24 protein-coding genes are annotated in these 24,720 nt (G+C 43.0%); 14 read left to right on the forward strand and 10 right to left on the reverse strand.

Features of this window, described 5'->3' with window-relative positions; all coding sequences use genetic code 11:
• Window positions 1-110 precede the first annotated feature (110 nt).
• From HXT51_RS04185 to HXT51_RS04245, 13 genes are all read left to right on the forward strand, one after another.
• Window positions 111-659 (forward strand): hypothetical protein, encoded by a 549-nt coding sequence (locus HXT51_RS04185; RefSeq protein WP_230454556.1) that lies wholly within the window; start codon window positions 111-113, stop codon window positions 657-659.
• 563 nt (window positions 660-1,222) lie between these two features.
• Window positions 1,223-1,351, forward strand: coding sequence for a hypothetical protein (locus HXT51_RS04190; RefSeq protein WP_421776245.1), 129 nt, complete (start codon window positions 1,223-1,225; stop codon window positions 1,349-1,351).
• Between the two features lie 1,070 nt (window positions 1,352-2,421).
• Window positions 2,422-2,754, forward strand: a complete 333-nt coding sequence (locus HXT51_RS04195) for a hypothetical protein (RefSeq protein ID WP_009994572.1) — start codon at window positions 2,422-2,424, stop codon at window positions 2,752-2,754.
• Window positions 2,755-2,765: 11 nt separating this feature from the next.
• Window positions 2,766-3,233 carry a single-stranded DNA-binding protein gene (locus tag HXT51_RS04200; RefSeq protein WP_013399328.1) on the forward strand — a complete coding sequence of 156 codons (468 nt, stop codon included), beginning with the start codon at window positions 2,766-2,768 and terminating at the stop codon, window positions 3,231-3,233.
• A 115-nt stretch (window positions 3,234-3,348) separates the two neighbouring features.
• A complete protein-coding gene (locus HXT51_RS04205; protein ID WP_009994575.1) occupies window positions 3,349-3,660 on the forward strand; it encodes a type II toxin-antitoxin system RelE/ParE family toxin in 312 nt (103 codons plus the stop codon).
• Window positions 3,654-4,010: an addiction module antidote protein gene (locus HXT51_RS04210; RefSeq protein WP_009994576.1), complete on the forward strand. Its 357-nt coding sequence runs from the start codon at window positions 3,654-3,656 to the stop codon at window positions 4,008-4,010. Before HXT51_RS04205 ends, HXT51_RS04210 begins: the two co-directional genes overlap by 7 nt.
• Window positions 4,011-4,507: 497 nt before the next feature.
• Complete coding sequence (locus HXT51_RS04215) at window positions 4,508-5,068, forward strand: hypothetical protein (protein WP_009994577.1); 561 nt, start codon at window positions 4,508-4,510, stop codon at window positions 5,066-5,068.
• Between the two features lie 421 nt (window positions 5,069-5,489).
• The gene (locus HXT51_RS04220) at window positions 5,490-5,831 is read left to right on the forward strand and encodes a hypothetical protein (RefSeq protein ID WP_162037913.1); all 342 of its coding nucleotides are present in this window, start codon (window positions 5,490-5,492) and stop codon (window positions 5,829-5,831) included.
• A 696-nt stretch (window positions 5,832-6,527) separates the two neighbouring features.
• Window positions 6,528-6,863 (forward strand): hypothetical protein, encoded by a 336-nt coding sequence (locus HXT51_RS04225; protein WP_009994580.1) that lies wholly within the window; start codon window positions 6,528-6,530, stop codon window positions 6,861-6,863.
• Between the two features lie 276 nt (window positions 6,864-7,139).
• Complete coding sequence (locus tag HXT51_RS04230) at window positions 7,140-7,526, forward strand: hypothetical protein (RefSeq protein ID WP_013399331.1); 387 nt, start codon at window positions 7,140-7,142, stop codon at window positions 7,524-7,526.
• 80 nt (window positions 7,527-7,606) lie between these two features.
• Entirely contained in the window at window positions 7,607-7,891 is a 285-nt protein-coding gene (locus tag HXT51_RS04235; RefSeq protein ID WP_421776246.1) for a hypothetical protein, read from the forward strand.
• The gene (locus HXT51_RS04240) at window positions 7,866-8,414 is read left to right on the forward strand and encodes a DUF6036 family nucleotidyltransferase (RefSeq protein ID WP_016637681.1); all 549 of its coding nucleotides are present in this window, start codon (window positions 7,866-7,868) and stop codon (window positions 8,412-8,414) included. The genes HXT51_RS04235 and HXT51_RS04240 overlap by 26 nt, the downstream gene beginning before the upstream one ends.
• A gap of 459 nt (window positions 8,415-8,873) precedes the next feature.
• Entirely contained in the window at window positions 8,874-9,500 is a 627-nt protein-coding gene (locus tag HXT51_RS04245; protein ID WP_415692381.1) for a hypothetical protein, read from the forward strand.
• On the opposite strand, the gene HXT51_RS04250 is transcribed toward HXT51_RS04245, so the two are convergent.
• From HXT51_RS04250 to HXT51_RS04260, 3 genes are read right to left on the reverse strand one after another with little or no spacing between them, the layout of a single operon-like run.
• Window positions 9,483-10,565, reverse strand: coding sequence for a tetratricopeptide repeat protein (locus HXT51_RS04250; protein WP_421776247.1), 1,083 nt, complete (start codon window positions 10,563-10,565; stop codon window positions 9,483-9,485). The two genes, HXT51_RS04245 and HXT51_RS04250, sit on opposite strands and share 18 nt — an antisense overlap.
• Before the next feature lie 39 nt (window positions 10,566-10,604).
• Complete coding sequence (locus tag HXT51_RS04255; protein WP_258004198.1) at window positions 10,605-11,687, reverse strand: hypothetical protein; 1,083 nt, start codon at window positions 11,685-11,687, stop codon at window positions 10,605-10,607.
• Window positions 11,688-11,693: 6 nt separating this feature from the next.
• The gene (locus HXT51_RS04260) at window positions 11,694-13,556 is read right to left on the reverse strand and encodes a hypothetical protein (protein ID WP_103084436.1); all 1,863 of its coding nucleotides are present in this window, start codon (window positions 13,554-13,556) and stop codon (window positions 11,694-11,696) included.
• A 307-nt stretch (window positions 13,557-13,863) separates the two neighbouring features.
• Here HXT51_RS04260 and HXT51_RS04265 point away from each other — a divergent pair, with 307 nt between their 5' ends.
• On the forward strand, window positions 13,864-14,841 hold the full coding sequence (locus HXT51_RS04265) for an FKBP-type peptidyl-prolyl cis-trans isomerase (RefSeq protein ID WP_103084435.1): 978 nt from the start codon (window positions 13,864-13,866) through the stop codon (window positions 14,839-14,841).
• Between the two features lie 253 nt (window positions 14,842-15,094).
• On the opposite strand, the gene HXT51_RS04270 is transcribed toward HXT51_RS04265, so the two are convergent.
• The 7 genes from HXT51_RS04270 to clpB all read right to left on the reverse strand — a co-directional run bounded on the left by HXT51_RS04270 (window position 15,095) and on the right by clpB (window position 24,612).
• Window positions 15,095-16,078, reverse strand: coding sequence for an ABC transporter permease subunit (locus HXT51_RS04270; protein ID WP_103084434.1), 984 nt, complete (start codon window positions 16,076-16,078; stop codon window positions 15,095-15,097).
• On the reverse strand, window positions 16,075-17,067 hold the full coding sequence (locus tag HXT51_RS04275; protein ID WP_103084433.1) for an ATP-binding cassette domain-containing protein: 993 nt from the start codon (window positions 17,065-17,067) through the stop codon (window positions 16,075-16,077). Before HXT51_RS04275 ends, HXT51_RS04270 begins: the two co-directional genes overlap by 4 nt.
• Window positions 17,068-17,198: 131 nt before the next feature.
• Window positions 17,199-18,005, reverse strand: coding sequence for a TrmH family RNA methyltransferase (locus HXT51_RS04280; protein ID WP_103084432.1), 807 nt, complete (start codon window positions 18,003-18,005; stop codon window positions 17,199-17,201).
• Between the two features lie 57 nt (window positions 18,006-18,062).
• On the reverse strand, window positions 18,063-18,911 hold the full coding sequence (locus HXT51_RS04285; RefSeq protein ID WP_103084431.1) for a hypothetical protein: 849 nt from the start codon (window positions 18,909-18,911) through the stop codon (window positions 18,063-18,065).
• 58 nt (window positions 18,912-18,969) lie between these two features.
• The gene (rmuC, locus tag HXT51_RS04290) at window positions 18,970-20,310 is read right to left on the reverse strand and encodes a DNA recombination protein RmuC (RefSeq protein WP_004105862.1); all 1,341 of its coding nucleotides are present in this window, start codon (window positions 20,308-20,310) and stop codon (window positions 18,970-18,972) included.
• A gap of 151 nt (window positions 20,311-20,461) precedes the next feature.
• Window positions 20,462-21,757, reverse strand: coding sequence for an ATP-binding protein (locus HXT51_RS04295; protein ID WP_421776248.1), 1,296 nt, complete (start codon window positions 21,755-21,757; stop codon window positions 20,462-20,464).
• A gap of 260 nt (window positions 21,758-22,017) precedes the next feature.
• Window positions 22,018-24,612, reverse strand: a complete 2,595-nt coding sequence (gene clpB, locus HXT51_RS04300) for an ATP-dependent chaperone ClpB (RefSeq protein ID WP_103084427.1) — start codon at window positions 24,610-24,612, stop codon at window positions 22,018-22,020.
• Window positions 24,613-24,720: the final 108 nt, after the last annotated feature.

The raw sequence follows: 24,720 nt of genomic DNA on the forward strand, positions 1-24,720 counted from the left end.
GGCTGACCGGAGTCGAGCCTGGAGCGTCGCACAAGGACTGGGAGTGTTCTTGTGGGTTTACGGGTGTGCCTGCCCTGGAACTACCAACACACAAGGAAAGGATAAAAAAAATGGTTACCATCAACAGCGACCACACGGTCACACTCCTAATAGGAGAGGTAGAAGCTCTCGTAGCATTCCACAACTACCTAGCAGGCTTTACCACGAAAGGATTGGACGAGAACACACTACGCTACGGTATCCAAGCATTAAGCAGTCTCCTCATCGTGCGTGACATGTTCCTTATTGATAGTTTCCATGGCTGCACCATGCAAGACTTCCTCGATAACGTTGAGCACCCATTCGCTGAGAAAACTGTCCACTATGTGCGTTCAAGCCTCGACCTGGTTTTTAGAGATGACAATTTCACCCTCGACACACGGCGCATCCATCGTGCAATAGCACTGCTGACCACCATGCTGGAACTTAAAGGATTAAGTCAGAGGGAAACTGTCACAGTCTATGGCACACTGTCATACTTGTATTGGCTGAAAAATGACACGACAAACGCTCGTATCACAGCCCAGAAAGCACTCACGATAGACGAGAAGTACGGGCTTGCACGCATCACTACTACAGCGCTCCTTCACCACATCACACCCCACTGGTGCCAGAAGTAAGCAGAGGGTTTGCTGGCAGAAAAAGAAGCGCAACTTTTTCTGCCAGCCCCTGGTGGCTTATCGCAGCCACCCTCCCGCGCGGGGCGCGTCTTACCCCTAGGGCATGCCCTGAACAAAATTCCATAAATTTTAGGGCATTACCCCCAGGAGCAAGCCGCGCTATTACCACGCGAGAAGGGTGGCTACTATGCTTCCATAAGTTCACACAAAGATGTGTGAACCAGCCGCCACCAGCAGAACAAAGAATCTGCCACCACTATCATGGCGGCAGACCCATTATCATCGCATGGAACACCTGCGGTGTACTCTCATTTTTTGCTTTTTATGACGTGTTCTTGACACTTCCCACTCTAAAAAACGGGTCACTTCCGCCAACTTCCCCGCGTCCTCCACTCGCGTTACGGACACGCGCGAAGCTAGGGCCCGCAAGGGGTTGGCTCCAGCGCATTCCGTTTTTGTCCCTTCCAGTGTTCAACAACACGAACGAAAAATAATCACACCAGGGTTTTTATATAAAACCAAACCATAAGAAAAATCATATACAAGTAGAAAGGAAAACAAGAATGAAAATTAACAGCAAGCCAGTCACCGGCACAAGCTTCGCATACGACGGATGCCACAAAATCTACATCTGCGAAAACACACAAGATGAGCAAGACGCGCAAAAACCGGATACACCATCCACCCCATAAGCGAGCTTGAAAACACATACGAAAACTCGTGCGACCTACGCTTCATCCACAACTGGACACTCGATAAAGACTATGTCTCCCAACTAGAGCCCGCCTTATTCCAAGAATAACCAAAACTACAACAAAGAAAGGTCTTTTATGCTCATTCGTATACTCGCAGCATTCATCCTAATAAATGCACTTATTGCATACAGCGGTCTTGTAACCTACATGGCACATCTCATGCAAGAGAGCGCGAACAAGACACATACGCCAAAAACACGATGGCAAAAACTCACACTCGCACTAATTTTTACCAGTGTGACCGTCTGCGTACTCGTAGAAACACTATCAGACAACCAGACTATACGAACGATTACTCTCGCAGCCTTTGCATTTCTTATCGGCAACTTTTCAGGTGGCATGTATCAAAAAATCAAAACGAGCAACGAAAAGAAAGAACAAGAATGAGTGAACAAGAACGTAAAGTCCGTCTCGTCATCCGTATCACCCACACCATCGATATGAATGACAGTAACGGGTGGACACCACAATTAAGCTTCATCAAAACAAGAGAATCTTAAAAGGAGAATTATCATGGAGTTTACACTAGACAACGGGCAGCGTGACCTTCTATGGCTCGTCTTAGCACCCGCTGCCCCTGCCTTATGCTCACAAATAGGCCACGGCATGCCACAGTGGGCAATCATACTCGCAAGTATCATCTCATGCTGGATCCTCCTTGCTACAGCATACACAGAAACAAATAGATTATGGAAAGACAGCAGTCGAGTACGCAATTGCCAACACCAGACAATTATTCGCGCATGGACAGTACTCTTAAGCGTTCTCGCAGTAACCATAACCCTCGTACTGGCAGCAGCGCTTTATAACAGTTTTCTCCCTACAAACACGCAAACCTTTATTATCTTTAGCTCAATCAGTGTCATCGGTATGATGGCATTCTTTGCCCACTACTACTTCTACCAAGCCTGGATACCAGAAAAACGGGTATCCCTCAAAGAAATAGCAGCCACACACGGAATAGAACCATACACCAGTAACCACAATAAGACGAAAGAAGACTTGCAATGAGTGAACAAGAACGTAAAGTCCGCCTCGTCATCCGTATCACCCACACCGTAGACATGAATGACAGTAACGGGTGGACACCACAATTAAGCTTCATCAAAACCAGTATCCTCACCCCAGAAAAAGCGAAAAACATCGCGGCAATCCTGAACCGTCTTGAAGCATTCCGCGCATCCAAACTCGGAAACACGCAAGGCGTCCTGTGGATCATCAACGCGACCGACACATACGATCTGGACCGTATCACAAGCCAATTCGGACTCGATGAGCTCAAAAACCTACCCGAAGTCTTAAACCCAGTCACAGAAATAAGCCTCAACAACCTCAACTAAAAAGGAGAACAATGATGAAAACGACCATCGCTCAAACTATCGAAGGAAACCTCACCGACAATCACACCTACTTCCCGCCAGCAGACCGTAAACGCGCTATGCTCCAATTGACCATCGCATCACAAAACAGACGCCAGGAAAATGGGCAGTGGGTCGACGGACCAGCAGACTTCATCCAGGTAAAAATATTCGGTAGGTCTGCGGAAATCCTCGAAACCCTATGGAACAATGGGCAACTGGGTAAAGGCATGCCCGTCATTGCGATAGGCCGGTTCGATCCACGCCCATCCGCATGGATAGGCAAAGACGGCAAAGCCCACGCCCAAGTCAGTTTTAATGCTGAAAACCTTACAACCAATATCGCACTGCTCGCTATGCGGCAAAACCGCGACACCACACCTGTAGCTGCTCCAGAACAACCAGCCTCATCAGAGGACGATTGGATGACTGGTTACGACCCAGGTGATATGCCATTCTAAAGGCTGTAGTTTAAGTTAAAGAGTGCGGGTCTCTCTACCTAGAAGAAAGGTAGAGAGACCCGCGCTCTTATTGCTTCAGATTGACAAACTGTAAGAAATATCTTACAATTGATGTGTGAGAATAATAGAAACAGAAGAATTTACAAAATGGCTAGAAAAGCTTAAAAATAGACGAGCTCAACTAGCTATCGGCTCTCGACTCTTCCAGTGGAAAAATGAGAGCATGGTTTTCGGAGACGTTAAAACCATACATGGCGAACTCAAAGAAGCACGATTCCATATCGATGCAGGGTATCGCGTGTATTTCGCCCAAAAACAAGACAAGATAGTTCTCCTTGTCTTTGGTGGAGACAAATCCACACAAGACAAGGATATCAAGAAAGCAGACGCTCTCCTTAAAGACATGAAAGAAGCAGGACAATGGTAAAGACACGAGAATTCGATATTCAAAACTATCTAACCGACCCAGAATCTATCATTTATTTCCTTAATGCGGCATTAGAAGCTAACGATGCGCACTTCTTTACTCAAGCACTAGGCGAAGTAGCAAAATCTGAGGGAATGACAAAGCTTGCGCAGCGTTCCGGAATTCCACGCGAAAGCTTGTATCAAATCCTTTCCGGCAAAGGCAACCCACGTTTAGATACTCTTATGCGTGTTCTTGACAATCTCGGGTTTAGTCTCTCACTACGTCCACTAGAGGAAAACGAAGAGGAAACATCCAAAGATCACAAGAACAAAGAAGGCATAGTATATAAAGAACCTGCATACGCGTAAACACCCTCTAAGGGACCAAAAATCGGGTGGTTGGCTTGTCCTTTGATAGAAAACCAACCACCACCAAAATGGAAATGGTCGACATTACCGCACGTGAGATCGACCATTACTCATATATTCCTGACCTATATATCATGTGGGGCTAATGCCAACCCTTAAAGGGTTGTCTGTATGACACGGGTGCAGCAAAGATGCTGCACCCCGGCCGCCCCACATGAGCTTTGTGCGTGCCAGCGCCAAGACAAGCACACACCCACCACAATCCACACACACCACCCCGATAAGGATTCTTGCAGTTCGCGCCAGACACCATCGTTTTTCAGGCTCCCCATGCCTGCAAAAATTGCAGACAGGGAAGCCTTTCCACGGGTGTGGGCGCGCCCCACAAGAACCCATATCATTTTTAGAGGGGTGGCGGAGTGTCTTATGGCAACGGGTTGTGTGCTGCTTAACGCTTGTCACGCACACAGTGACACACATAAGAAAGGACAATTATTATGGGACACTCCAGCATTCTCTACTCGTTCACCAGTGAAAAAGACGCTATCGAAGCACTCAAAAAATATGCCAGCTACGACAACCTCATCGCCACTTTTCTCCAGTCGGTCGATCCCCTTACCCTCGAAAAAGACATAGCCGATGAAGCTGACTATGTTGACTTCATCGACACATGGAACAATCCACGCGATATCGTCGACTTGGAAATACAGTACATGCCATACACGCTTACCAGTAAGAATGACGGTATCGTTCACCTACACGCTGATAGTGAAAAGATGAATAGTCTTGCACATGAAGCTGCGGAAACATTCCACCACGCTGCACGAATCGTAACCGATTACGGGTACATGCCACACTACGGTGCGCACAGTGAGCTAGACAGGCATGTCATGCGTGACTACCGTCGTCTTACACAACCGTATGCGACTACTCGTATTATCATCATGAACCCGTCAAACTTATCATGGACAGTCCTTGAAAGTAGCCTTGACTATCTCGACCCTCACTATCGTGACCTGTACATCATGACTACAGTAACCGGCGACTACCACATCTAAACGCACCGCTATACCACTAGAAGGGTTACCCATTAGGGTAGCCCTTCTTACTTTCTCATCTTGATAGTTTCTCTCACACCCCACACGCTGACATGGCCTTTTCCTTGCATCTATGCACTTAGCTAAGGATTACGCATACGAGGCGCCTCGTGTGGTAAGACAATACTTCCTTCCTTAAAAAATGTGAGTGGCTGTTTACCGCTTAGGCCTTCTTTTGTTTACCGATGAATGCTCGCTGCGCCTAGCGACATATGTCAACCTGTCCGTCGTGTCTTTCACTTACGTTGCAGCCACGCGTGCCAGGTCACGCACCCACAAGGGGTGTGACATATGCCGCCAGTCGTAGCGTGAACCGCAATCATCAACAAAAGAAAACCCAAGCGAAACAACCACTGTTTCACTTTTAACGGAAAGGATTATTATGACTACCACACTCGAAGCACCAGTAACCCGCAACTCCATTAACGTGCACGGCGCTATGGAAGGTGACATCCTCGTAGCAACATGGGGGTATGACCAAACCAACTGGGATTATTACGAAGTCATTCACGTCACCTCTAAAACAGTCACTCTCTTCGACTTGCGCCACCATACGCTGCTCAAGGGTAAGCGCACCCAGCCAGGCTATTACACGAACATTCCAGGCCGGTACGGTGTGCGCATCAATACCTTCAGCAACGCGTACTTCAATCCTGACGACCCTCAAGGCACGCATGCTCGTGAAGACGAGAAACGCTACTGGTCTATCAACATGGGTCACTAAAGCCCTCGTGGTGGAACACTCACGAAAAAGGTGGGTGCTCCACCACCTTTTCATTTCTCTTGTATAAGCCAGCCTACGCTTTCGTGTCGGTTTTCTTCTCACAAGAATGCCCATGACGATAAGCCAAAGACCTGGAACCATGCACTATTAATACGCTCATACAGATGGATATACAAGCACACCCCACAACCGATAGGTTGAGCACACGCATACACGTCTACGCGCTACTGGTAAGAGTGGTGCCAGAAGAATAGTTTCTACACATTCACTCTCCATCACACGTGTATGAGCCGCACCCACCCCTGCACGCATGGAACACAATCTTTTTCTACCACACAATCCTCTGCACTATTATCCTTCGCAAAACCATCAGCTACTCTGCCCGTGTACTTATAAGAGTGAGGAGATTATGCGCATTCAGTAAGAGCGACTGCTCACTCTTTTCCTTTTCATAGCTGGAGCACGTGTTTTCTCTACCCGTGTTTGTTTTACCGATGAATGCTCGCCCTACCAGCGGACGCATGTCAACCCATCCGAGCGTCTCTCAACAATAAATTGTTTCGGCCGCGCGAGCTGGGTCAAGCACCCCGAGGGTGTGAAACGCATCCACCGGCAGGACGTGAAACGCAATCATCAAAACAAACACAACGGGGAAGAGAAAAGCCTCTTCTCCCCACTTTTTGAAAGGAAAACACAATGAGCACCACAATCACTATGCCACAAATCTACAATCCACTCAAAGACTACGGGTACACGCCAATCACTACTTTCTGGGAAGACTTCACCATAGCAGAAGCATTTGGTCTCGACGCTATCGAAGATACTTACCAGCGCGCTTTTAATGAGTGGCACAGCAATTACAAAATGATGACCGAGCTTGTCATGGTGTTGAACAATAAAATCTGGCAATACCATTTCTACAACGAGGATAAAGCACGTGTATACAACGACCTGTATACGACCCTGGCAGCATGGTGCGAAGATAACTTCACAAGCGACCAGCTTGACTACTATTACACCACCACAGACTAAAACCTATAAAAGCACATGGGGTGAAGGATTCATATTCTTCACCCCTATTTCGTATGTACTTGACGACTCAATAGACAGGAATATTGTGTTGCACACGCTAAAGCGTGTACAACCATTCTTTTTCGTATGGAACACCTGCGGTGTACAAAAAATTTTCTTTAAGGTTTGTCAATTTCCTTGACACTTACGATCCTATCGCCACGTTCCTCCACGCAACGCCCGCGATGTCCCTAAAGGTCCACGCGCAGCTTATGCGCTACGTCACTTCACGGCGATATGTCTTCAGTGTTCAAGGAACTTGAACAAAAAAATGTCACAGACACCCCGAGGAAAAGGAGAGATGAAATGTGCACATGGTATGACGGGAGCGACATCGAAAACGTACTCGAAGAATATCCACAATTCAAAGATTGGTTCGACGCGCACCACACCATTGACGAAATTGACTGCTTTACCGTGTGCGATGTCGAAGAATGGTTTGAAGACTTTAGCGAGACGTGGATAACTCCCAAACTTGCCCAGCATAGTGAGCTTCCTTATTCGCTTCTCTATCACAGTATCGATATTGAACTTCTTGCCCAGAATTGTTCCGAAGTTGAAGACGGTGGCAGAGCATTCACCTTCGATAAGGCAAGCGGCTTATGCCTATGCCTAGCATACTAAAAGTTTGTGTGTTGTCCGATTAGAATAAGAATCAGGTAATACACAGAAGGAGACGACACATGCACACGTGGTACGAGTATATGATTCAAGCAAGTAAGAATAGCGAACGAGATGGGGATTTATGGTTCCGCTACCTGTACAAAGTTATTCAAGACAATGGCACGAAACTCACCAGTGATGATGTCACACGGTTACTCAACAGCACCGTGCTGACTCCCTTCCAAAAAATAACATTGCAAGACGCACTCACTGACGGCACACACACAAGAGAGCACGTGCTCCAAGCGAATCGTAGAGCACAACCAAAAAATATTCTGCAACTTTTCAAAGAAGGACGTTATGGACAAGACACCACTGTTCGCTGAACTCAATGACAATCTTGCGAACGAAAATATCACACTCGAAATTATTTGTGCTGGTGGTTTCGTTCTTGAGTATTACAATCTTCGAGGCACGCAAGACGTTGATGCCTTCTATACAGAAAATGAAAAAATCAGAAACATAATTCAACAGGTCGGTGAGAAATATAACGCGAACGAGCCAGATGAATTATGGCTTAATAATTCTGTTGCGAACATGAACCGCATCCCACCGCGCAAAATTTGCACTCCTGTTTTTCAATTCTCTCATCTTACCGTGCTCATGCCGCCGCTTGATTATATCCTTGGTATGAAACTAGAAAGTGGCAGAGAAAGAGACAAACACGATAGCGCTGAAATTATTCGCAGGCTCAAACTCACATCAGTAAAACAAGCACAAGATACTCTCCACAGTTACGGATTCCATACAGACTTATCACTCTTGCTCGAATCCTTTGAAGAAGCCTACGGCATGAACTGGCTCGCTGACTACATGGCACAGCACATGAATGAACTCGACGAACTGTAAAAACAAAAATCTTATTTTGCCTCGACTTAGTAAACAAGTCGAGGCAATTTTCTTTTATCCCTATAAAATTTTTGCTCGTGTTTTGCTTGGCTCTGTGGTTTCTTGTGCGCGTGATTTTCCGTGGCACTGTTTTCATAAAAAGGTTCTAGGGTTCTTCAAAAATTTTTCTTCTCTTTTATGAAAAATTCTTCTAAGAATTTTTCATAAAATCACTCCACACTTTAACCCATTTTTTCTTAAAACTATCCACAGATTTTTCTTCAGAAACATAAAAATAAAAGTTTTTTAATTTTAAGGAACCAATGCACCCTTCGGGTGTTTTTATTGGCTCACGCCAATAATTTCAAGGCTTTAAGAGTTTTAAGGCGTTATATAACGCCTTTGAGATTTTCTTTATATCAAAGAAAACTTTTTTACTTTCTCATTATTAAGTAGGTACAGGTAGAGAAAGGAGGACTAATGAGCACTTTAGGAGAGAAAATGGAACCTATTACTCGTCAGTGTGAACGCTGTAACAAATCATTCACTATCACTGATAAGCGCGCAAAGCATAAGAAGTTTTGTAGTGGCTACTGCCGTGTAATGGCATGCAAAGAACGCACTCAGCGTCTTCGCGATCAGGCGCGCGATTATGCGTATGCTCAACTCACTCTCAAAGATTATGAAAGAGAAAAAGATTTCAAAGCTTTACGTGAACATGTTGAGCAGTTAGAAGCACAAGCCCTCGCCGATAGAGAGTTCATCTCTCTCCTTGAAATCACACTGCCACGTATGATTTCTACAGGCTACCTGACTATCAATGAGAACAGCACCATGGCATCATACTGGATGAATACGCTCAAAGAATCAGATGTGGATTGGGACAAATTATTAAAACCAGTTCCCATCTCTTTTATTGACAAGCCATCGCTAGAAATTCAGAATGAAACGGCAACACTTCTTCAAGAGCAGCAAGAATACGAACAGAATACACAGAGGTCCATGGTTCAAATCCATGCCCCGCTACTAAAGCCGGGAATCACACAAATTTCTCACGATTGTTGTGGCTCTCGGCTTTTTCTTATCTTATTAATAAAGCAAAATTGAGAGTCTGCGACGAGCACGCTTCAAACGCTCATCATCAGCAGGCAACATTGCAAAATATTCCAACATTCTGGCACGAATAGTATCCGCATCAGATTTATGCCCTTCAGCCAAGAAATCAAGCAATCTGCCAAAAGCATCATCAATATGACCGTCAATCATATCTACATCAGCAACTGCTAACTGAGCATCAACAGATCCAGGATTATCTCCAGCAGCTTTACGAACTTCAGCAACGTTCGTATTAACATTGCGAGCCAAAAGCAATGCTTTAGCATGTTCACTGGAAGCCAACAAATCATGTGGATCTGCTTCAACTAGCTTCTCATACTCACGTGCAGCTGCTTCATAATCCCCTTGCTTAGCCAATTCATGAGCACGAGCGTGAGCAGGAGGAATATTTTCCGAATCATTCGCATCTTCTGAATTCGCAAATTCTTCCGATTTTCCAAAATTATCAGAATTTCCAGCATTACCAGAAGCATTAGCAGAAGCATCAGCAGAATTATCAGCAGAATCCGAAGCATTATTATCCATATACGGAGCCGTTCCAGCAACACCTGATTGTTCCGCAACTTGCACAAGCTTTGGCAAAATAACAGTGCAAATCTGCTGCATTTCCTCATCAGTTGGCAAACCTTGAACAATCGGCATAGGCCTTCCAGCAACTAAACCATACACAGCAGGAAAATCTTGAGCGCGCAAAGCCTGTGCAATTGAAGGAGAATCATCTACATCAATTCGCGCAAGTTGCATACGGCCGTCAAGTGAATTAACCGCATCTGCCAATTTAGAAGCAACGTCATAACAAGCTTCATCATTTGACTGCCAAAGCAAAAGAATAATAGGGAAACTTACAGACGTTTGCACCATAGCTTGGAACGACTGATCGTTTACATCAATAACATATCCACCAGCTTTTGGTGCACTAGGAACACTTCCACCAGCAGCCAACTTTTCTGACTGCTTTGCTTGAGCTTCAACCCTACGTTTTACACCTTCTAAATCCACTGCTCCAGCAAGCGAAAACATGCCAGGATTCATACCTTGTGCATTCTCATTCACCATATTTGCCTCGTTTTCATATAACAGCTATTTTACTTTTAACTAAAGTGCTTCTACCTTAATAGGCTGACGCTCGGCACCAACAGGAGTAATTTTCATATTTGAACCAGCAGGAGGTATAACAAGCGCGATTACATTCACATAAGTAACCCGCATGGTACTTTTTGGATTAGAATTGCCGAAAAGCGCTTTTTCTTCATCTGAAGCAGGACGCGATTCCCTTCCTTCCCCAGCTTTACGAATCCATACCGAATCAATCCTAGCAACTACTAAATCACTGCCATCGGTTGAACGCATTACGCTAATAACGTCTGCAGAAGGAGTAAAAGTTTGATTTTGCGTGCCCTTATTACGTTCCATTCCTTCCTGAACTGTTTTTGAAAGCTCAGTTAACTTTTGACGTAAATAATCATTAGAAAAACGTTTAGCAAATTTACTATTATCATTATTTTGCAAAACATCAGCATATGCGGCAACTGCATCACGCGGAGTCATAATCAACCCCGAATCGTTTTCTTTGCCCATTGAAGAGCCTATAGAAGGTACAGCAAATTTAGGCAAATGAACGCCTGGGAATAATCGCGCAACAGCCCACAATTTGTAATTCGTACGAGCACGATCTTGTCTAAATACTAGAAGTCTCTTAGATTGCTGATCTTTAGTCGTAGTAGTAATAGTCATGACATCGCGTGGCCATGAAGAATTAGTTGGAACAATCGTCTGAGCTACTTCTCTAGGAATAGTGGTTTTAGGATCCAACTTGCCTATTTTTTTAGCTACTGTTAATTCACTTGTACGCACATCTAGCGCAGGTCCGCTTAAATATTCATCTAAGCCATCAACATTTTTCTCATCGTTTGCGCGCTCAAGAGCACACAAAACACGAAAACGTATGTCTTTCTCCTTAATCATTGTTAAATCAGGCTGCTCTTTAGAAGTCTGACTTTCTACAGGCTTAGGAACTTGACCATCGCACGCAGATAAGCATAAAACTGGGCTCAAAACTAATGAAGAAGCAAGAGCTGAAGTAACCGTTCTAAAAAACGCTTTACTCACAATATTTTTAGATATATTTTTAGATATATTTCCATATGTATTGTTATTAACTTGTTTTTTATTACGCATACTCAACTACTCCCCATCATTTTCTGATGAATTGCGGCTTCTACGCTTATTTCTTAATCGGTAATTATCTTTTCTGTATTTAACGAAAGTACGTCGATTATTTCGATTATTCCTTTGATTCTGATTGTCTGAATCATTATTTGAAGAACTAGTATTGCTTGTATTCACGCTATTATTGCGCTTATCTTCACCAGTGTTGCGCTTATCTTCGCTAGTGTTATTTTGCCTTGAGCTATTGTATTTTCTAGAAGGCCACTGAATTTTCTTATCGCGCTTACGGGAATTATTTTTTGACCTGTATTGCGAGCCATCTTTGACGCTATTTTTATTCCTTGAAGAAACATCATCAGATTCAGACTCAGATTCAGACTTATCGTCTAAAGCATCGCCATTATCTTCATCATTGTCGTTATCGTCGGTTCCACCATTGCCGCCATTACCGCTATTGCCGTCATTCAGATTATTGCTACCGTTATTGCCATTTTGTATAACAGATAAATCAGCATTATTAACTAATTTACGAACAGCATCCTTACCGATAACAGCATTTTCACCTGTTTCTTCCTCCCCAGAAAAGTCAGTATTAGAATCCTCATAAGTTTCCTGAGCAAAACGAGCAAAGTAAGATTGCAATTCATCCCTACTTATAACTTTCGTTTCATCATTAAAATCATGTGGATTAATGTTCTCAGAAGACTTTTTAGCCCCACTAGTTCCACTAGCTCCACTAGCACCATTATTTTCACTATTAAGAGAAGAATTATCAGCACTAATCACAACTGAATACTTCAAATCATCTTGTTTATCCGCGCTAATTTCATTATTCCTCTTACCCTTACGAGCATGAGCACCATGACGCGCATGAGAACCAGATGATTTCTTCTTTCGCCGCGAACCAAACAATTCAACAAAAGTACCAGCAAACGCTTCTGAAATACTAACTTCTTCACGCTTATTTTCAGATTCCAAGGCTCCCGATCTGCTTGCAACAAAGCGCTTATTACGCCTTTTATGAGGCGCCATTGAGAATAAGGTTGCAGAAAGCACTGCCATAACAATAAATAAAGCTCCAATAAAATACAAAGGAGTTGCAAAATTAGGAACAGAATGCCTGCGCCAACGCATTTCAATATACGCATTCTTTGAGTTATCTCCTAAATCAATAAGAAATACTCTTTTAGACAATTGCGAGCGCAAAGCACTAGTGTTATCTGATGAATTTGTACGTCCACTTTTCTGGCTTATTGAGGCTTCGACTCCATCTGCATCCCGCTTACCTGACTCAGTATGCATATATACGCCAGAACGAGATTGAATAAAATCTGAAAGATTAACAGATAATCTTGCTATACCTGCTTGGCAAGATCTTTGCTCCCACAAGTCTGAATTCTCAAAGGAAACATCCTTATTTTTATTAGACGCATCTGAAGCAGAATCCTTAGAATCAGATTTGCTCTTACTTACATTTGATGACGAATCATTATTTGAATTAGGATCCTTATCACCCTCAGCATCTTGAGGTATAGAAGAAAGTTTATTCCAATCTTTCAAACCCGTAATTCTTTGAACAGGATACCCCGATACCCATCCTCGCGCGTCTTTCGCTAAAGCCGATGCAATACAAACAGGCTTATGCGTACCTTCTACAGCAACATCGATTCGCACATGATTATCAACCATATTCATAACGCCAGGATCAGTCATAATATAACGTTTACCTACTATGTGACCATATGCGTTTATAACTGGATCTGGCTTCCAGATAGTTGAATTAAGTACGCCTAAAACAATACTCACTATGGCAAGCGCAACAAAAAGAGGAGCTACAATCCCACGCATGATCTTAGCGCGCATTGTTACTTTTTGCATAAATACTCTTTTCTTTCGTTATTGCTTTACAAAATTGCCATATCGTTTCTATTTTACTATCTTTTCGTATTATGTGTATTTTTTGCTTGTTATATTACTTATCTCAAGTTTTAAAATCCCAATATTAAGACTTAAAATACCAATATTTTACACATATTTTGCAAGTATTAATTTATGCTACACGACTCACTCAATATATAAATATCTTCAATTAATTTTATTTATTTTCTCTAAAATTTTGTAGACATAACATATTACGAATCAAATTTATTACATAAAATCAATATCACGCTGTAGTGTGAAGCCTATGAAGAAAACTAATATACAAAAATCTTTGATTACACGCGCTGTAGCAATTTTTAGCGCAGTCGTAATGTGTGCAGGATTAGCATCCTGCGGAGAGAATAATAATAGCCAATCCGATTCTAAGGCAGACGCAGCAGGAATGCACGTGATGTCAGGCGTAGAGGCCAAAGGAACCCTAGGTAAAATGCCTGAGGTTACTTTAAAGACTCCACTTAATTTCGAGAAGAATTCCTATGCTATTTTGCAAAAGGGAAACGGAAAAGCAATTAACGAAGGCGACCGTGTTTGCACACAGGGAACTGTTTATTCTGCTAAAGATGGCAAAAAAATAATGAGCACTTGGGATAAGCCTAATGGTCAAGATTGCTCTTTGGTAATTAAAAAGAATTATACGAGTCCTCAATATTATGCTCTGCTTAAAGGTAGAAAAATAAATAGCACTATTGCTTTTGGTATAAAAGGCGAGGGTAAGAATCCTTCTTACGTAATAGTTTTGACGATTGTTTCTACTCAAAAATCTTTAACTAAAGCAGAAGGTAAAGCAGTTACCGATATTCCAGCAAATTTGCCGAAAGTAACTCTTGATAAATCTGGAGCCCCAAGCTTAGATAAAAATAACTACGTGCCAGACGGAAAGCTTGTTTCTCAAACTTTGATTGAAGGAACTGGCAAAGAGGTGAGCGCGAAAAGCACAGTCAGCGCTCATTACTCTGGATGGACTACAGATAAGGACGGCAAGCTACACCAGTTTGATTCATCATGGACACGCGGAACACCTGCAGATTTCTCACTCGACGGACAGGTAATCCCAGGATGGACTAAAGGTTTAGCTGGTAAGAAAGTGGGATCCCGAGTTCTTTTGGTAATTCCACCAGAAGATGGTTACGGTAAGGAAGACAAGAAGGATGCGCAAGGAAAAGTAACGATTCCTGCGAACTCCACACTGTACTTTGTGGTAGACATTCTTTATGCTTCTTGATTTTTCTACTCATAGTTTTAAAATTAGCAGTGGAATGATTCTTTGGTAACTTATTAGTTACTAGATAGTTCTAAAATAAAACCAGAAAAAAGTTGAGGTATCTTAAGAAATTCTTAGGATACCTCAATTTTTATATCTTTTATATCTTTATATCTTTTATATTTTTATAAAACAATTAATAATCAAGCTTAATAATCAAGCTTATGTAATTTTATGATTCATAACGCATAAGCATGATGAAATTAAATTGTTTTTAAATATCGCGATGACTTTCAATTAAGTGGCCGATTACATACATAATCACGGCCCAAGCAAGAACCACTAAGCCTGATTGCCACCATGTGAAAACAACTGCGTCTGGCGGAAGTTGTGGGCCCGAATTAGCAGAACTTCCTAAGAATTGACTCACAGCATTGGCTGGCAAAATCTGCATAAGTATTGAAGTCCACTTCGCGAAATTGCTCGCAATCATAATAACGCTAACAACTGTAGGCAAAATCATCACGGCTCCAATAACGCACATAATTCCGCCAGCAGTTGACTTGCAAATCATGCCGAAACCGTACGCCATTGCTGCCACAACAACCATGATTGCAGGAGATCCAAGAAGCAGAATAAGAGGCAATTTCCACACGTTGCTTCCAGATAATCCAGAAACATTATCTCCTACAAAAGCTAATTCTGCAGCAGCTAACGAAACTGTCATTGCAATAAGTTGGGCTACAAAAACGTAGATTGCAACAGCAATAAACTTAGCCGTAAAGAGCACACCCCTTTTAGGTACAGCCGTAAGAGAAGCCTGAATTGAAGTCGTAGAATGTTCCGCGGTTATAGCAAGCACTGCAAAAATCGCCAAAACAATCAAAGATATAGAAGCAAAACTAATAACTAAGCGGAAAATGCTTTCTTGAGATGCAATAAGGTCACTTTTACCGCTCGGTCCAACAGTAATCGCAGCACTTGATCTACCTTGACTTGCTCCATTCTTAATGTCAGCTTTAGACATTGCTTTCTGCACAAGCGCGATAATAAAACTAAAAATTACTGGCAAAACAATTGTTAATGCCATGCACCACCATGTTGAGGCAAGTCCACGCAGCTTAACAATTTCAGATTTAAGCGTGTGCATAAATGTAAGGCGTAAGTGCTGAGCGTTCATGCTTCTTCCGGTTTTATAAGAGCTGCTTGCTGCTGGATTAACAGATTGATTAACAGATTGATTAATTTGCCCACTCATTTCCTGCTCCCTCCATATACATATTGCGATCCAGTCACAGAAGTAGTATTTGGCAATGCTTTTGTTACGTACTGCTCTTGGCCGTGTGTAAGAGCCAAATATGCTTCCTCAAGCGACGCATGCTCTTGATTTAGCTGATATACCAAAATCTGATTATCTGCAATTTCTCGAGCAAGCTGATTGAGCTCGCATCCTGTTATTCTAAGAAGCTCGCCTCCTTGAGCATCTTGAGGAGTGCGATTATCTGGCAAAATCCTGCATTCAGGATGATTTTGTGTAAGCACTTGCTTTAGTTTTTCGCCTTCAGGTGTCACAAGTCTCACAGCGTGCTGCGAATGTGCATCAACAAAATCTTTAACTGTTGTACGCTCCAAAATTTCGCCATGCGCAATAATCACAAGGTTATCTGCAGTAAGAGCAACCTCGCTCATTAGGTGAGAGCTAAGAAGTATTGCACGACCTTGGCTTGCGTAATATCTGCATAATTCACGAACCCACTTAACGCCTTCTGGATCCAAACCATTAATCGGCTCGTCAAGTATGAGATTGTGTGGATCTGCTAAAAGAGCTGCAGCAATAGAAAGACGCTGGCTCATACCAAGCGAGAAGGAGCCTGCCTTACGTTTTTTTACGCTAGTTAAACCAGTAATATCAATGACTTCATCTACACGTTTCTTTGATATTCCGTGAGTTAAAGCCAATGCGTATAAGTGATTGTAAGCCGTACGACCTCTATGAGCGGACTTTGCATCAAGTACTGCTCCAACTTCTGTCATTGGAGACGAGATCTGCTTATATGACTTGCCGTCAACCAAAACAATACCGTTATCAGGATGAATAAGCTCAAGCGCACAACGCATAGAGGTAGATTTGCCAGCACCATTAGGCCCTAAGAAGCCTGTAACTTTGCCGTCTTCGGCGACAAAAGAAACGTCTTCAAGCGCTGTTTTTGCGCCAAAACGTTTTGTAATATGTTTGAATTCTAACATATTACAATATTATCACTATTAAAAAAAAATACACATTTTATGTAAGTGTTTATGAGTACAAACTACTACGTTTTGTAATGCAATCGTTTGTTTGCGATTGTTTGTTTATATTTGCTTGTTTGTAGCTTGTATCAGCAATTTGGTGCTGCATGTTGCGCAATCCACGCGTGCATGGAAACAGCCGCAGCAGCTCCTGCATTTAGTGAGCGAACAGAGCCGAATTGCGAAATATAAACAACGTCATCCGCCATTTCTAGCGCTTTTTTAGAAAGCCCCGGCCCTTCTGCACCAAAAAGCATAAGGCAACGTTTAGGGAACTTGTAGTTTTCCATAGCAACTGCGCCTGGAATAATATCGAGCGCTATAACGCGAGCGTTTTTAGCGTCTTGTTCCTTAATATTTGCGATTTTTTCGGCTTCTTTATTGCCTTCTGCTTGCGCTTTAAGCAAAAGTTGATGCGCTTCTTCTGTTTCTCGTGCTATATTTTCGCGCCAATTAGTTACTAGAGTTTCAATAGTTGGGCAGCACTCAACGTATTGGTAAAGCTCAGTCATTAACGAGCCTTTACGATTCCATTTATGAGGCCCTACAATATACACTTTTTTCGCAGTAAATGCGTTTGCGGTGCGAACCATAGAGCCTATGTTGAAATCGTGAGTCCAATTTTCTACAGCTACTTCAAACTCGTGGCGTCCTTTAGAATCGAGATCCGCTTTTATAGCTTCTACTTTCCAGTATCGGTAGCGGTCTAGGACGTTGCGCTGGTCACCTTCGTCTAGTAATTCAGCGCTAAACCGCGCATCATAATTTGGCGATTCTGGATTATCTGGACGAGGCTCACCTGGATGCTCTTCTTCCCACGAGCCAACTCCTATAGGTCGGAATTCTGGCTCATCGGAAGCTTTTGCAGCCAAAGTAATTGGATTCGGTTCGTGCATGTGTGAGTTTTGCTCCGTTTAATACTTTTACTTAGTATTGGCAGCTAGTAATTGCAGCTAGTCTTGGCAGCCGTCAGTTGCGCAGTCACCTGTGCAACCTGACTTGCAGTGACCACCACAGCAGTTATCCTCGCAACATGGCTCAGTGCAACCATCGTTAGCGCAATCACCCGTGCACTCTACTTTGCAATGGCCACCGCAGCAATTGTCTTCACAGCAAGGCTCAGTGCAACCATCATGAGCACAATCACCCGTGCATTTAACCTCGCAATGACCACCACAGCAGTTGTCATTGCAGCAATCGTCGTGATCTGCATCTGCACGTAATTCTTCTTCATCGAAAGCTTGAACAAATGCCATTTTAGTACTCTCCTCACTTATTGGATTTACTAATTGAAGATGCCTTGTGCCTTGTTCGTCGGCGTCAACACCACCAATTAATGCAACTATAGCAAGAATTTGCGCGCCTTGCTGATTAACAATGCCAAAATCAAGACTTAATTCATTGCCGTGTCGTAAAGTCACAAGCGAAGAAGTTTGAACATACGATTTTTCAGAAAGCCAAGAGTCAAGTAACAATACTCGCTTGCCTTTAACTGACGGACCTTTTGTTGCAGGAAAAACAAAATCCATAACGAAGCCGTCGAGTGCAATTCCTTTACGTTCTGCAGCATGAATAAGCGCAAAAACCATAGGCACTGCAGCAGCAGTTAACGCACCAATAGCGTCAACATCGCGTTCTAACGAATACCCAGCTTTCTCAATTGCATCAAAAAGAACATCACCAACCAGCTTAGAGCCGCGCTGAACAAATGTAACAGAAAACAGTTCACTAAATGGTTTCGCACTCATATCCGCACAAAGCATGCGCTTAAGTTCCGCGCGTTCCTCTTGTAATTCCGTCATTATTACACTCCTTAGCGTTTAGAGTTCTTCAATTTTTGATGCTTTGATGTTTTTATGCTTAACGATCTTCTACTGATACTTCCGGAGCGCTCAGCTCTTTAACATCAGCTTTATCAGAATCTATAAGATCTATTGAAGCAATAACTTTACTTTGGTCTAACTTCTGAAGTTTACGCGCTGTTACCAACACTCGCGACTCAAGCGAAGAAGCAAACTTATTGTAAGCTGCAACTGTTCTTGCCAAAGATACGCCAAGTTTTGAAGCATTTTCTCCAAGAACTGCAAAGCGATCGTACAATTCTCGAGATAAATCGAAAAGTTCTTTTGCATCATCTGTAAGACTTTGCTGCTGCCATGCGTACGCAACAGACTTAAGCACAGCCCACAAAGTAACTGGCGAAGTGAGTGCTACTTTTTGCGCAAAAGCATCATCCATAAGCGTTGGATCCGCTTCAAGAGCCGCCTGAAGCAACGCTTCGTTTGGAATAAATGCAACTACAAAATCTGGTGCTGTTTCAAAAGCCTGCCAATACGCTTTAGCTCCCAATACTCTAACGTGCTCTCGCAAAGCCTTAGCATGCGCTTTTAGAAGCTCGCTCCTTCTAGCTAATTCTTCGTCACTTGCATTATCTGGGATTTCGCAAGCACGCTGATAATCCGCATACGGAACTTTTGCATCAACTGGAATTGTTTTGCCTCCTGGCAGATGCACAACCATATCTGGCCTCTGCTGTTCGCCATTTACTCCCGTTACAACAACCTGCGTATCAAAATCAACATGCTCAAGCAAACCCGCAGATTCCACAATATTCTTTAGTTGAGCCTCACCCCAAGCTCCGCGAACCTTATTATTTCGCAATGCTGCAGAAAGCGAACTTGTTTCGCGGTCAAGCCTTGTTTGCTGCTCACTTAAGCCTTTAAGCTGAGTGCTCAGCACACCCATTTCTTGCTTACGCCCTTCTTCAATCTGCGAAACTTTATTCTTCAATGCTTCGAGATTGTCTTTTACTGGAGCAAGCGCTTCCAAAACTTTACCTTGCTCTTTCAAAGTTTTCTCACGATTTAACCGTTCGCGTTCTTCTCGCTCTGCTCGCAATTGTTCTTCGCGATTCACTCGCAATTGCTCTGCCTGCTGCGCCTTAGCAAGTTCTGCTTCAACAAACTTTAATCGCTCAGCAAGCTGCTCTGCTTGCGTGCGATACCGTATGGCTTGATTGCCATTTTCTTGAGCTTGAGCGCGCGCTTGTTCATACTGCGAGCGCAATTCGTTAAATTCGCGCTGGTTTACGCCATTAGCGCCTTGCGTTCCAGAGTTGTGCTTAACAATAGCCAGCACAACAATGGCGGTTATTACAACAGCAACCACCATTAAAACAAACATCACAATATTATCGAACATACGTTCTATTAAACACTATTGAGTTGACTTTTAACACATAATTAAACACGCGCATTATTGCATAGAAAAATAAGCATTATGCAACAAAATAGCGCGCTGTCTACTGGAAAATCCAATAAACAGCACGCTTTGTTTTATTTGACTACCGCTTTTATTTACCGATAATTGTTCCATCCATCAAAAAGTCCTCTATACCAACGTAGAAAATTCCATTATCGTCGTATCGGGGAATAATATGATTCTTAACAACTACAATCTTTTTGAATGAATCATCGATTTTTTTAAGCGACGCTGTTTCTTGCTCCAGCTTTTCTTGAGTATCAACATTGAGCGCTGATTGAATGTAGTATCTCTGATACCCTTTATTTACAACAAAATCAACCTCAAGCTGAGTCTTCACCCTGTTCCCATTATGCTTTAAGTCGCATTCAACTACGCCTACATCTATGTTGAAACCTCTACGAAGTAGGTCATTATAGATAACATTTTCCATAAGATGAGATTCTTCTACCTGTCGGAAATTTAGCCTAGCATTTCTAAGACCAACATCTGCAAAATAATATTTAAGCGGTGTTGAGAAATATCGTGATCCTTTAACGTCGTACCGATTGGCACGATATATAAGATACGCATCTTCAAAGTAACTTAGATATCTTGAAATTGTGCTGGAGGATATTTTTATTTGTTTTTCCGATAAAAATCTATTTGAAAGTTTGGTTGGATTTGTAAGAGAACCGATACTAGAAGATATAAAATCTAATAATAATTCCAGTATCTCCTGCTCGTTTTGTACATTATTCCTTTCAAGAATATCTTTAATATATGTTTCTTTGAATAAGTCTTTCAAATATTTATTTTTTTCTTCGTCTGTTTTCAAACTGTAAACATACGGCATACCACCATATATTAGATAATGTTCAAAAGCAGATCTTTTATCGTCATACAAGTCATAAACTTCCTCAAACGATAGTGGGTTAACATGTATATCATCGCCTCTATCTCTGAATTGCGTAAGCACATCCGAAGAAAGCATTTTAGAATTGCTGCCAGTTACATAAATATCCAAATTGCTGTTTTTCATAAGCCCTAGCAGTGCGTCAACAAATGTAATATTTTTCTCTTCATTGCTAACATAGGGATTGCTTACAGCAACTGATAATTGAATTTCGTCAATAAAGACATAATACATTTGATCTTTATTGCTCGTTTTTTCCTTAATAAATTCGTTCAAGCGAAATGGATTTCTATATTCCAAATTGTCTATTTCATCAAGAGCGATAGATATAATCTGCTCTTCCTTAACGCCTTGCGATAATAAATAATCACGATATAAGTTGAATAAAAGATAAGATTTTCCACATCTTCTTATTCCTGTAATAATCTTTATTCTCCCATTTTCTTTTTTATCGATAATTTTCTTCAGATAGAAATCTCTTTTAATGATCATAAGATTGCCTTACTTGAAAAATTAAGGGGGAAATCCACCTTTTTATTACAAGTTAATTCTACAATGAAGCGATAATACTATCAATAATGAAATGCTATCAGCAATAACTCGAAAAATTAAGGGGGAAATCCACCTTTTTATTACAAGTTAATTCTACAAATATTTTTTATTTAGATAAAAAAATAGCGCGCTGTCTACTGGGGAATAATCCAATAAACAGCACGCTTTGTTTTATTTGACTACATTAAAGAATGCAGGCACTACGCAATCTTTAGGGTCACATGGTCGCTAGTATTCTCACAATCCGCAACTACGCGAGCGCCATCATGCACCTTTCCAGAAAGCAGCAATCGCGCAAGCTGGTCGCCAATTTCTGTTTGAACCAATCTGCGCAACGGACGAGCACCATAAACTGGATCGTAGCCATGCTCCGCAAGACAAGCGCGAGCAGAGTCACTCACATCCAAGATAATGCGGCGGTCACTCAAGCGTGCAGCCACTTGACGAACTTGAATATCCACAATTCCACCAAGCTCTTCGCGGCTCAACGGATGGAACATAACAAGCTCATCCAAACGGTTAATGAACTCTGGCTTAAACTCAGCATGAACAGCATTCATAACAGCCTTGCGTTTAGCAGCATCGTCCAAGCCCTCTTGCACAAGGAATTGCGAACCCAAGTTTGATGTCATAATCAAAATCGTATTCGTAAAATCAACCGTTCTACCCTGGCCGTCAGTCAAACGACCATCATCCAAAACCTGCAACAAAACGTCGAATACTTCTGGATGCGCCTTCTCAACTTCGTCAAAAAGCACTACAGAATACGGACGCCTACGCACAGCTTCAGTAAGCTGACCGCCTTCCTCGTAGCCAATGTAACCAGGAGCAGCACCGATTAGACGCGAAACGGAAGCCTTTTCCATGTACTCGCTCATATCAATGCGAACCATTGCACGCTCGTCGTCAAACAAGAAGTCGGCAAGAGCCTTAGCAAGCTCCGTCTTACCAACGCCAGTAGGACCCAAGAATAGGAACGAACCAGTCGGGCGATTCGGGTCTGCAATTCCAGCACGGCTTCTGCGCACAGCATCCGCTATAGCCTGAATTGCTTCGCTTTGGCCAACAACGCGCTTAGAAAGCTCCTTTTCCATGTTTAGCAGTTTCTCATTTTCGCCTTGCATCAAGCGACCAACAGGAATGCCAGTCCATTCGCTAACAACTCCTGCAATAGAATCAGCATCAACCTGGTCTGGAACCATCGGCTCTTTCGCTTCACTCTTAGCGTTAGCAGCCTCGGACTCCGCTTCTTCCAAAGCTTTTTGAATGCTTGGGATTTCGCCATACAAAATACGGCTTGCTTGCTCCAAATTGCCTTCACGCGTGAATTTGTCGGCTTCTACGCGCTTAGCATCGAGTTGCGCTCGCAAATCACCAACCTTGTTGTGACCAGCCTTTTCCGCATCCCAACGTGCTTTCAATCCAGTAAGCTTTTCGCGCGAGTTTGCTAATTCTTCTTGCAACTTTTCTAAGCGTTCTTTAGCAGCAGCATCTTCCGCTTTCTTTAATTGCATTTCTTCCATTTCAAGACGCGTAACTTTGCGCTGCAATTCATCGATCTCTTCTGGCTGAGAATCAAGCTCCATACGCAAGTGAGCTGCCGCTTCATCCACCAAATCAATCGCCTTATCTGGAAGCTGACGACCGGTAATATAGCGGTTTGAAAGCGTTGCTGCAGCTACGATTGCATCGTCACTAATAGTCACCTTGTGATGTGCTTCGTAACGTTGCTTAAGTCCGCGCAAAATCGTCACCGTATCTTCAACAGATGGCTCGCCAACAAACACTTGCTGGAATCTGCGTTCAAGCGCCGAATCCTTTTCAATATGCTCGCGATACTCGTTAAGCGTAGTTGCGCCGACCAAGCGCAGCTCACCGCGCGCAAGCATTGGCTTAAGCATATTGCCAGCATCCATTGAACCTTCTGCAGATCCAGCGCCAACAACAGTGTGAATTTCGTCAATAAACGTAATAATTTGACCGTCTGATTGTTGAATTTCCTTCAACACTGCCTTTAAGCGTTCCTCGAACTCGCCGCGATACTTCGAACCTGCAACCATCGAAGCCAAATCGAGACTGATAAGACGCTTGTTTTGCAAAGTCGTAGGCACATCTCCTGCAACGATTCGCTGAGCCAATCCTTCTACAACTGCCGTTTTGCCAACGCCCGGCTCGCCAATTAGCACAGGATTGTTCTTCGTGCGGCGAGAAAGAATCTGAATTACACGACGAATCTCCTGATCGCGACCAATTACAGGGTCAAGCTTTCCTTCGCGAGCGCGCGCAGTCATATCAACAGAATACTTTTCGAGAGCTTTGTAGTTGCCTTCCGCGTCCGGACTTGTCACTTTCGCGCCTCCGCGTACTTTTGGTACGGCTTCACGCAGAGACTTCGCGCTAACATTGTACTTTTTGAAAATATCCGCAACAGCATTCGGCGCACTCGCAACCATGCCAACAAGCATATGTTCAGTGGAAACGTATTCGTCTCCCATTGCGCGCATTTCTTTTTCTGCCTGGCTTAGCGCAGCCAAAAGCTGACGACTTGCATCTGGCTTAGTCGTAGTAGAGCCAGTAGATGAAGGCAATGCCACTAATGCGTTACGAATTTCAGCACCGATTTGTTGCGCATCTGCCCCCGTTTGCGCAATAAGCGCGCGTACCACGCCCTGCTCTTGACGAAGTAATGCATCTGCCAAATGTAACGTATCAACTTGCGCATTGCCAGCTGCCGCTGCACTTTCTACAGCATCACTTAATGCGTCTTGCGCTAAGGTTGTAAACTTTTGTTCCATATCTACCCCCTATTTGCACCGCTTATCTAGCGGATTTAGGTGATTCTTATGCAATTTTTTGCAATTGCACTCAAATCACATTCTGTCAATTTCTAAAACTTGAGTCTA

It is taken from the genome of Gardnerella sp. KA00255, from assembly GCF_049244095.1.
GTDB lineage: Bacteria > Actinomycetota > Actinomycetes > Actinomycetales > Bifidobacteriaceae > Bifidobacterium > Bifidobacterium vaginale_F.

Bases quoted from the DNA above. Each gene is read 5' to 3' on its own strand.
- HXT51_RS04245 (WP_415692381.1), top strand. From the start codon at position 8,874: ATGAGCACTTTAGGAGAGAAAATGGAACCTATTACTCGTCAGTGTGAA.
- HXT51_RS04210 (WP_009994576.1), top strand. From the start codon at position 3,654: ATGGTAAAGACACGAGAATTCGATATTCAAAACTATCTAACCGACCCA.
- HXT51_RS04240 (WP_016637681.1), top strand. From the start codon at position 7,866: ATGGACAAGACACCACTGTTCGCTGAACTCAATGACAATCTTGCGAAC.
- HXT51_RS04280 (WP_103084432.1), bottom strand. From the start codon at position 18,005: ATGCACGAACCGAATCCAATTACTTTGGCTGCAAAAGCTTCCGATGAG.
- HXT51_RS04275 (WP_103084433.1), bottom strand. From the start codon at position 17,067: ATGTTAGAATTCAAACATATTACAAAACGTTTTGGCGCAAAAACAGCG.
- HXT51_RS04265 (WP_103084435.1), top strand. From the start codon at position 13,864: ATGAAGAAAACTAATATACAAAAATCTTTGATTACACGCGCTGTAGCA.
- HXT51_RS04235 (WP_421776246.1), top strand. From the start codon at position 7,607: ATGATTCAAGCAAGTAAGAATAGCGAACGAGATGGGGATTTATGGTTC.
- HXT51_RS04225 (WP_009994580.1), top strand. From the start codon at position 6,528: ATGAGCACCACAATCACTATGCCACAAATCTACAATCCACTCAAAGAC.
- clpB (WP_103084427.1), bottom strand. From the start codon at position 24,612: ATGGAACAAAAGTTTACAACCTTAGCGCAAGACGCATTAAGTGATGCT.
- rmuC (WP_004105862.1), bottom strand. From the start codon at position 20,310: ATGTTCGATAATATTGTGATGTTTGTTTTAATGGTGGTTGCTGTTGTA.
- HXT51_RS04260 (WP_103084436.1), bottom strand. From the start codon at position 13,556: ATGCAAAAAGTAACAATGCGCGCTAAGATCATGCGTGGGATTGTAGCT.
- HXT51_RS04185 (WP_230454556.1), top strand. From the start codon at position 111: ATGGTTACCATCAACAGCGACCACACGGTCACACTCCTAATAGGAGAG.
- HXT51_RS04215 (WP_009994577.1), top strand. From the start codon at position 4,508: ATGGGACACTCCAGCATTCTCTACTCGTTCACCAGTGAAAAAGACGCT.
- HXT51_RS04285 (WP_103084431.1), bottom strand. From the start codon at position 18,911: ATGACGGAATTACAAGAGGAACGCGCGGAACTTAAGCGCATGCTTTGT.
- HXT51_RS04250 (WP_421776247.1), bottom strand. From the start codon at position 10,565: ATGGTGAATGAGAATGCACAAGGTATGAATCCTGGCATGTTTTCGCTT.
- HXT51_RS04200 (WP_013399328.1), top strand. From the start codon at position 2,766: ATGATGAAAACGACCATCGCTCAAACTATCGAAGGAAACCTCACCGAC.
- HXT51_RS04190 (WP_421776245.1), top strand. From the start codon at position 1,223: ATGAAAATTAACAGCAAGCCAGTCACCGGCACAAGCTTCGCATACGAC.
- HXT51_RS04255 (WP_258004198.1), bottom strand. From the start codon at position 11,687: ATGCGTAATAAAAAACAAGTTAATAACAATACATATGGAAATATATCT.
- HXT51_RS04220 (WP_162037913.1), top strand. From the start codon at position 5,490: ATGACTACCACACTCGAAGCACCAGTAACCCGCAACTCCATTAACGTG.
- HXT51_RS04195 (WP_009994572.1), top strand. From the start codon at position 2,422: ATGAGTGAACAAGAACGTAAAGTCCGCCTCGTCATCCGTATCACCCAC.
- HXT51_RS04230 (WP_013399331.1), top strand. From the start codon at position 7,140: ATGTCTTCAGTGTTCAAGGAACTTGAACAAAAAAATGTCACAGACACC.
- HXT51_RS04295 (WP_421776248.1), bottom strand. From the start codon at position 21,757: ATGATCATTAAAAGAGATTTCTATCTGAAGAAAATTATCGATAAAAAA.
- HXT51_RS04270 (WP_103084434.1), bottom strand. From the start codon at position 16,078: ATGAGTGGGCAAATTAATCAATCTGTTAATCAATCTGTTAATCCAGCA.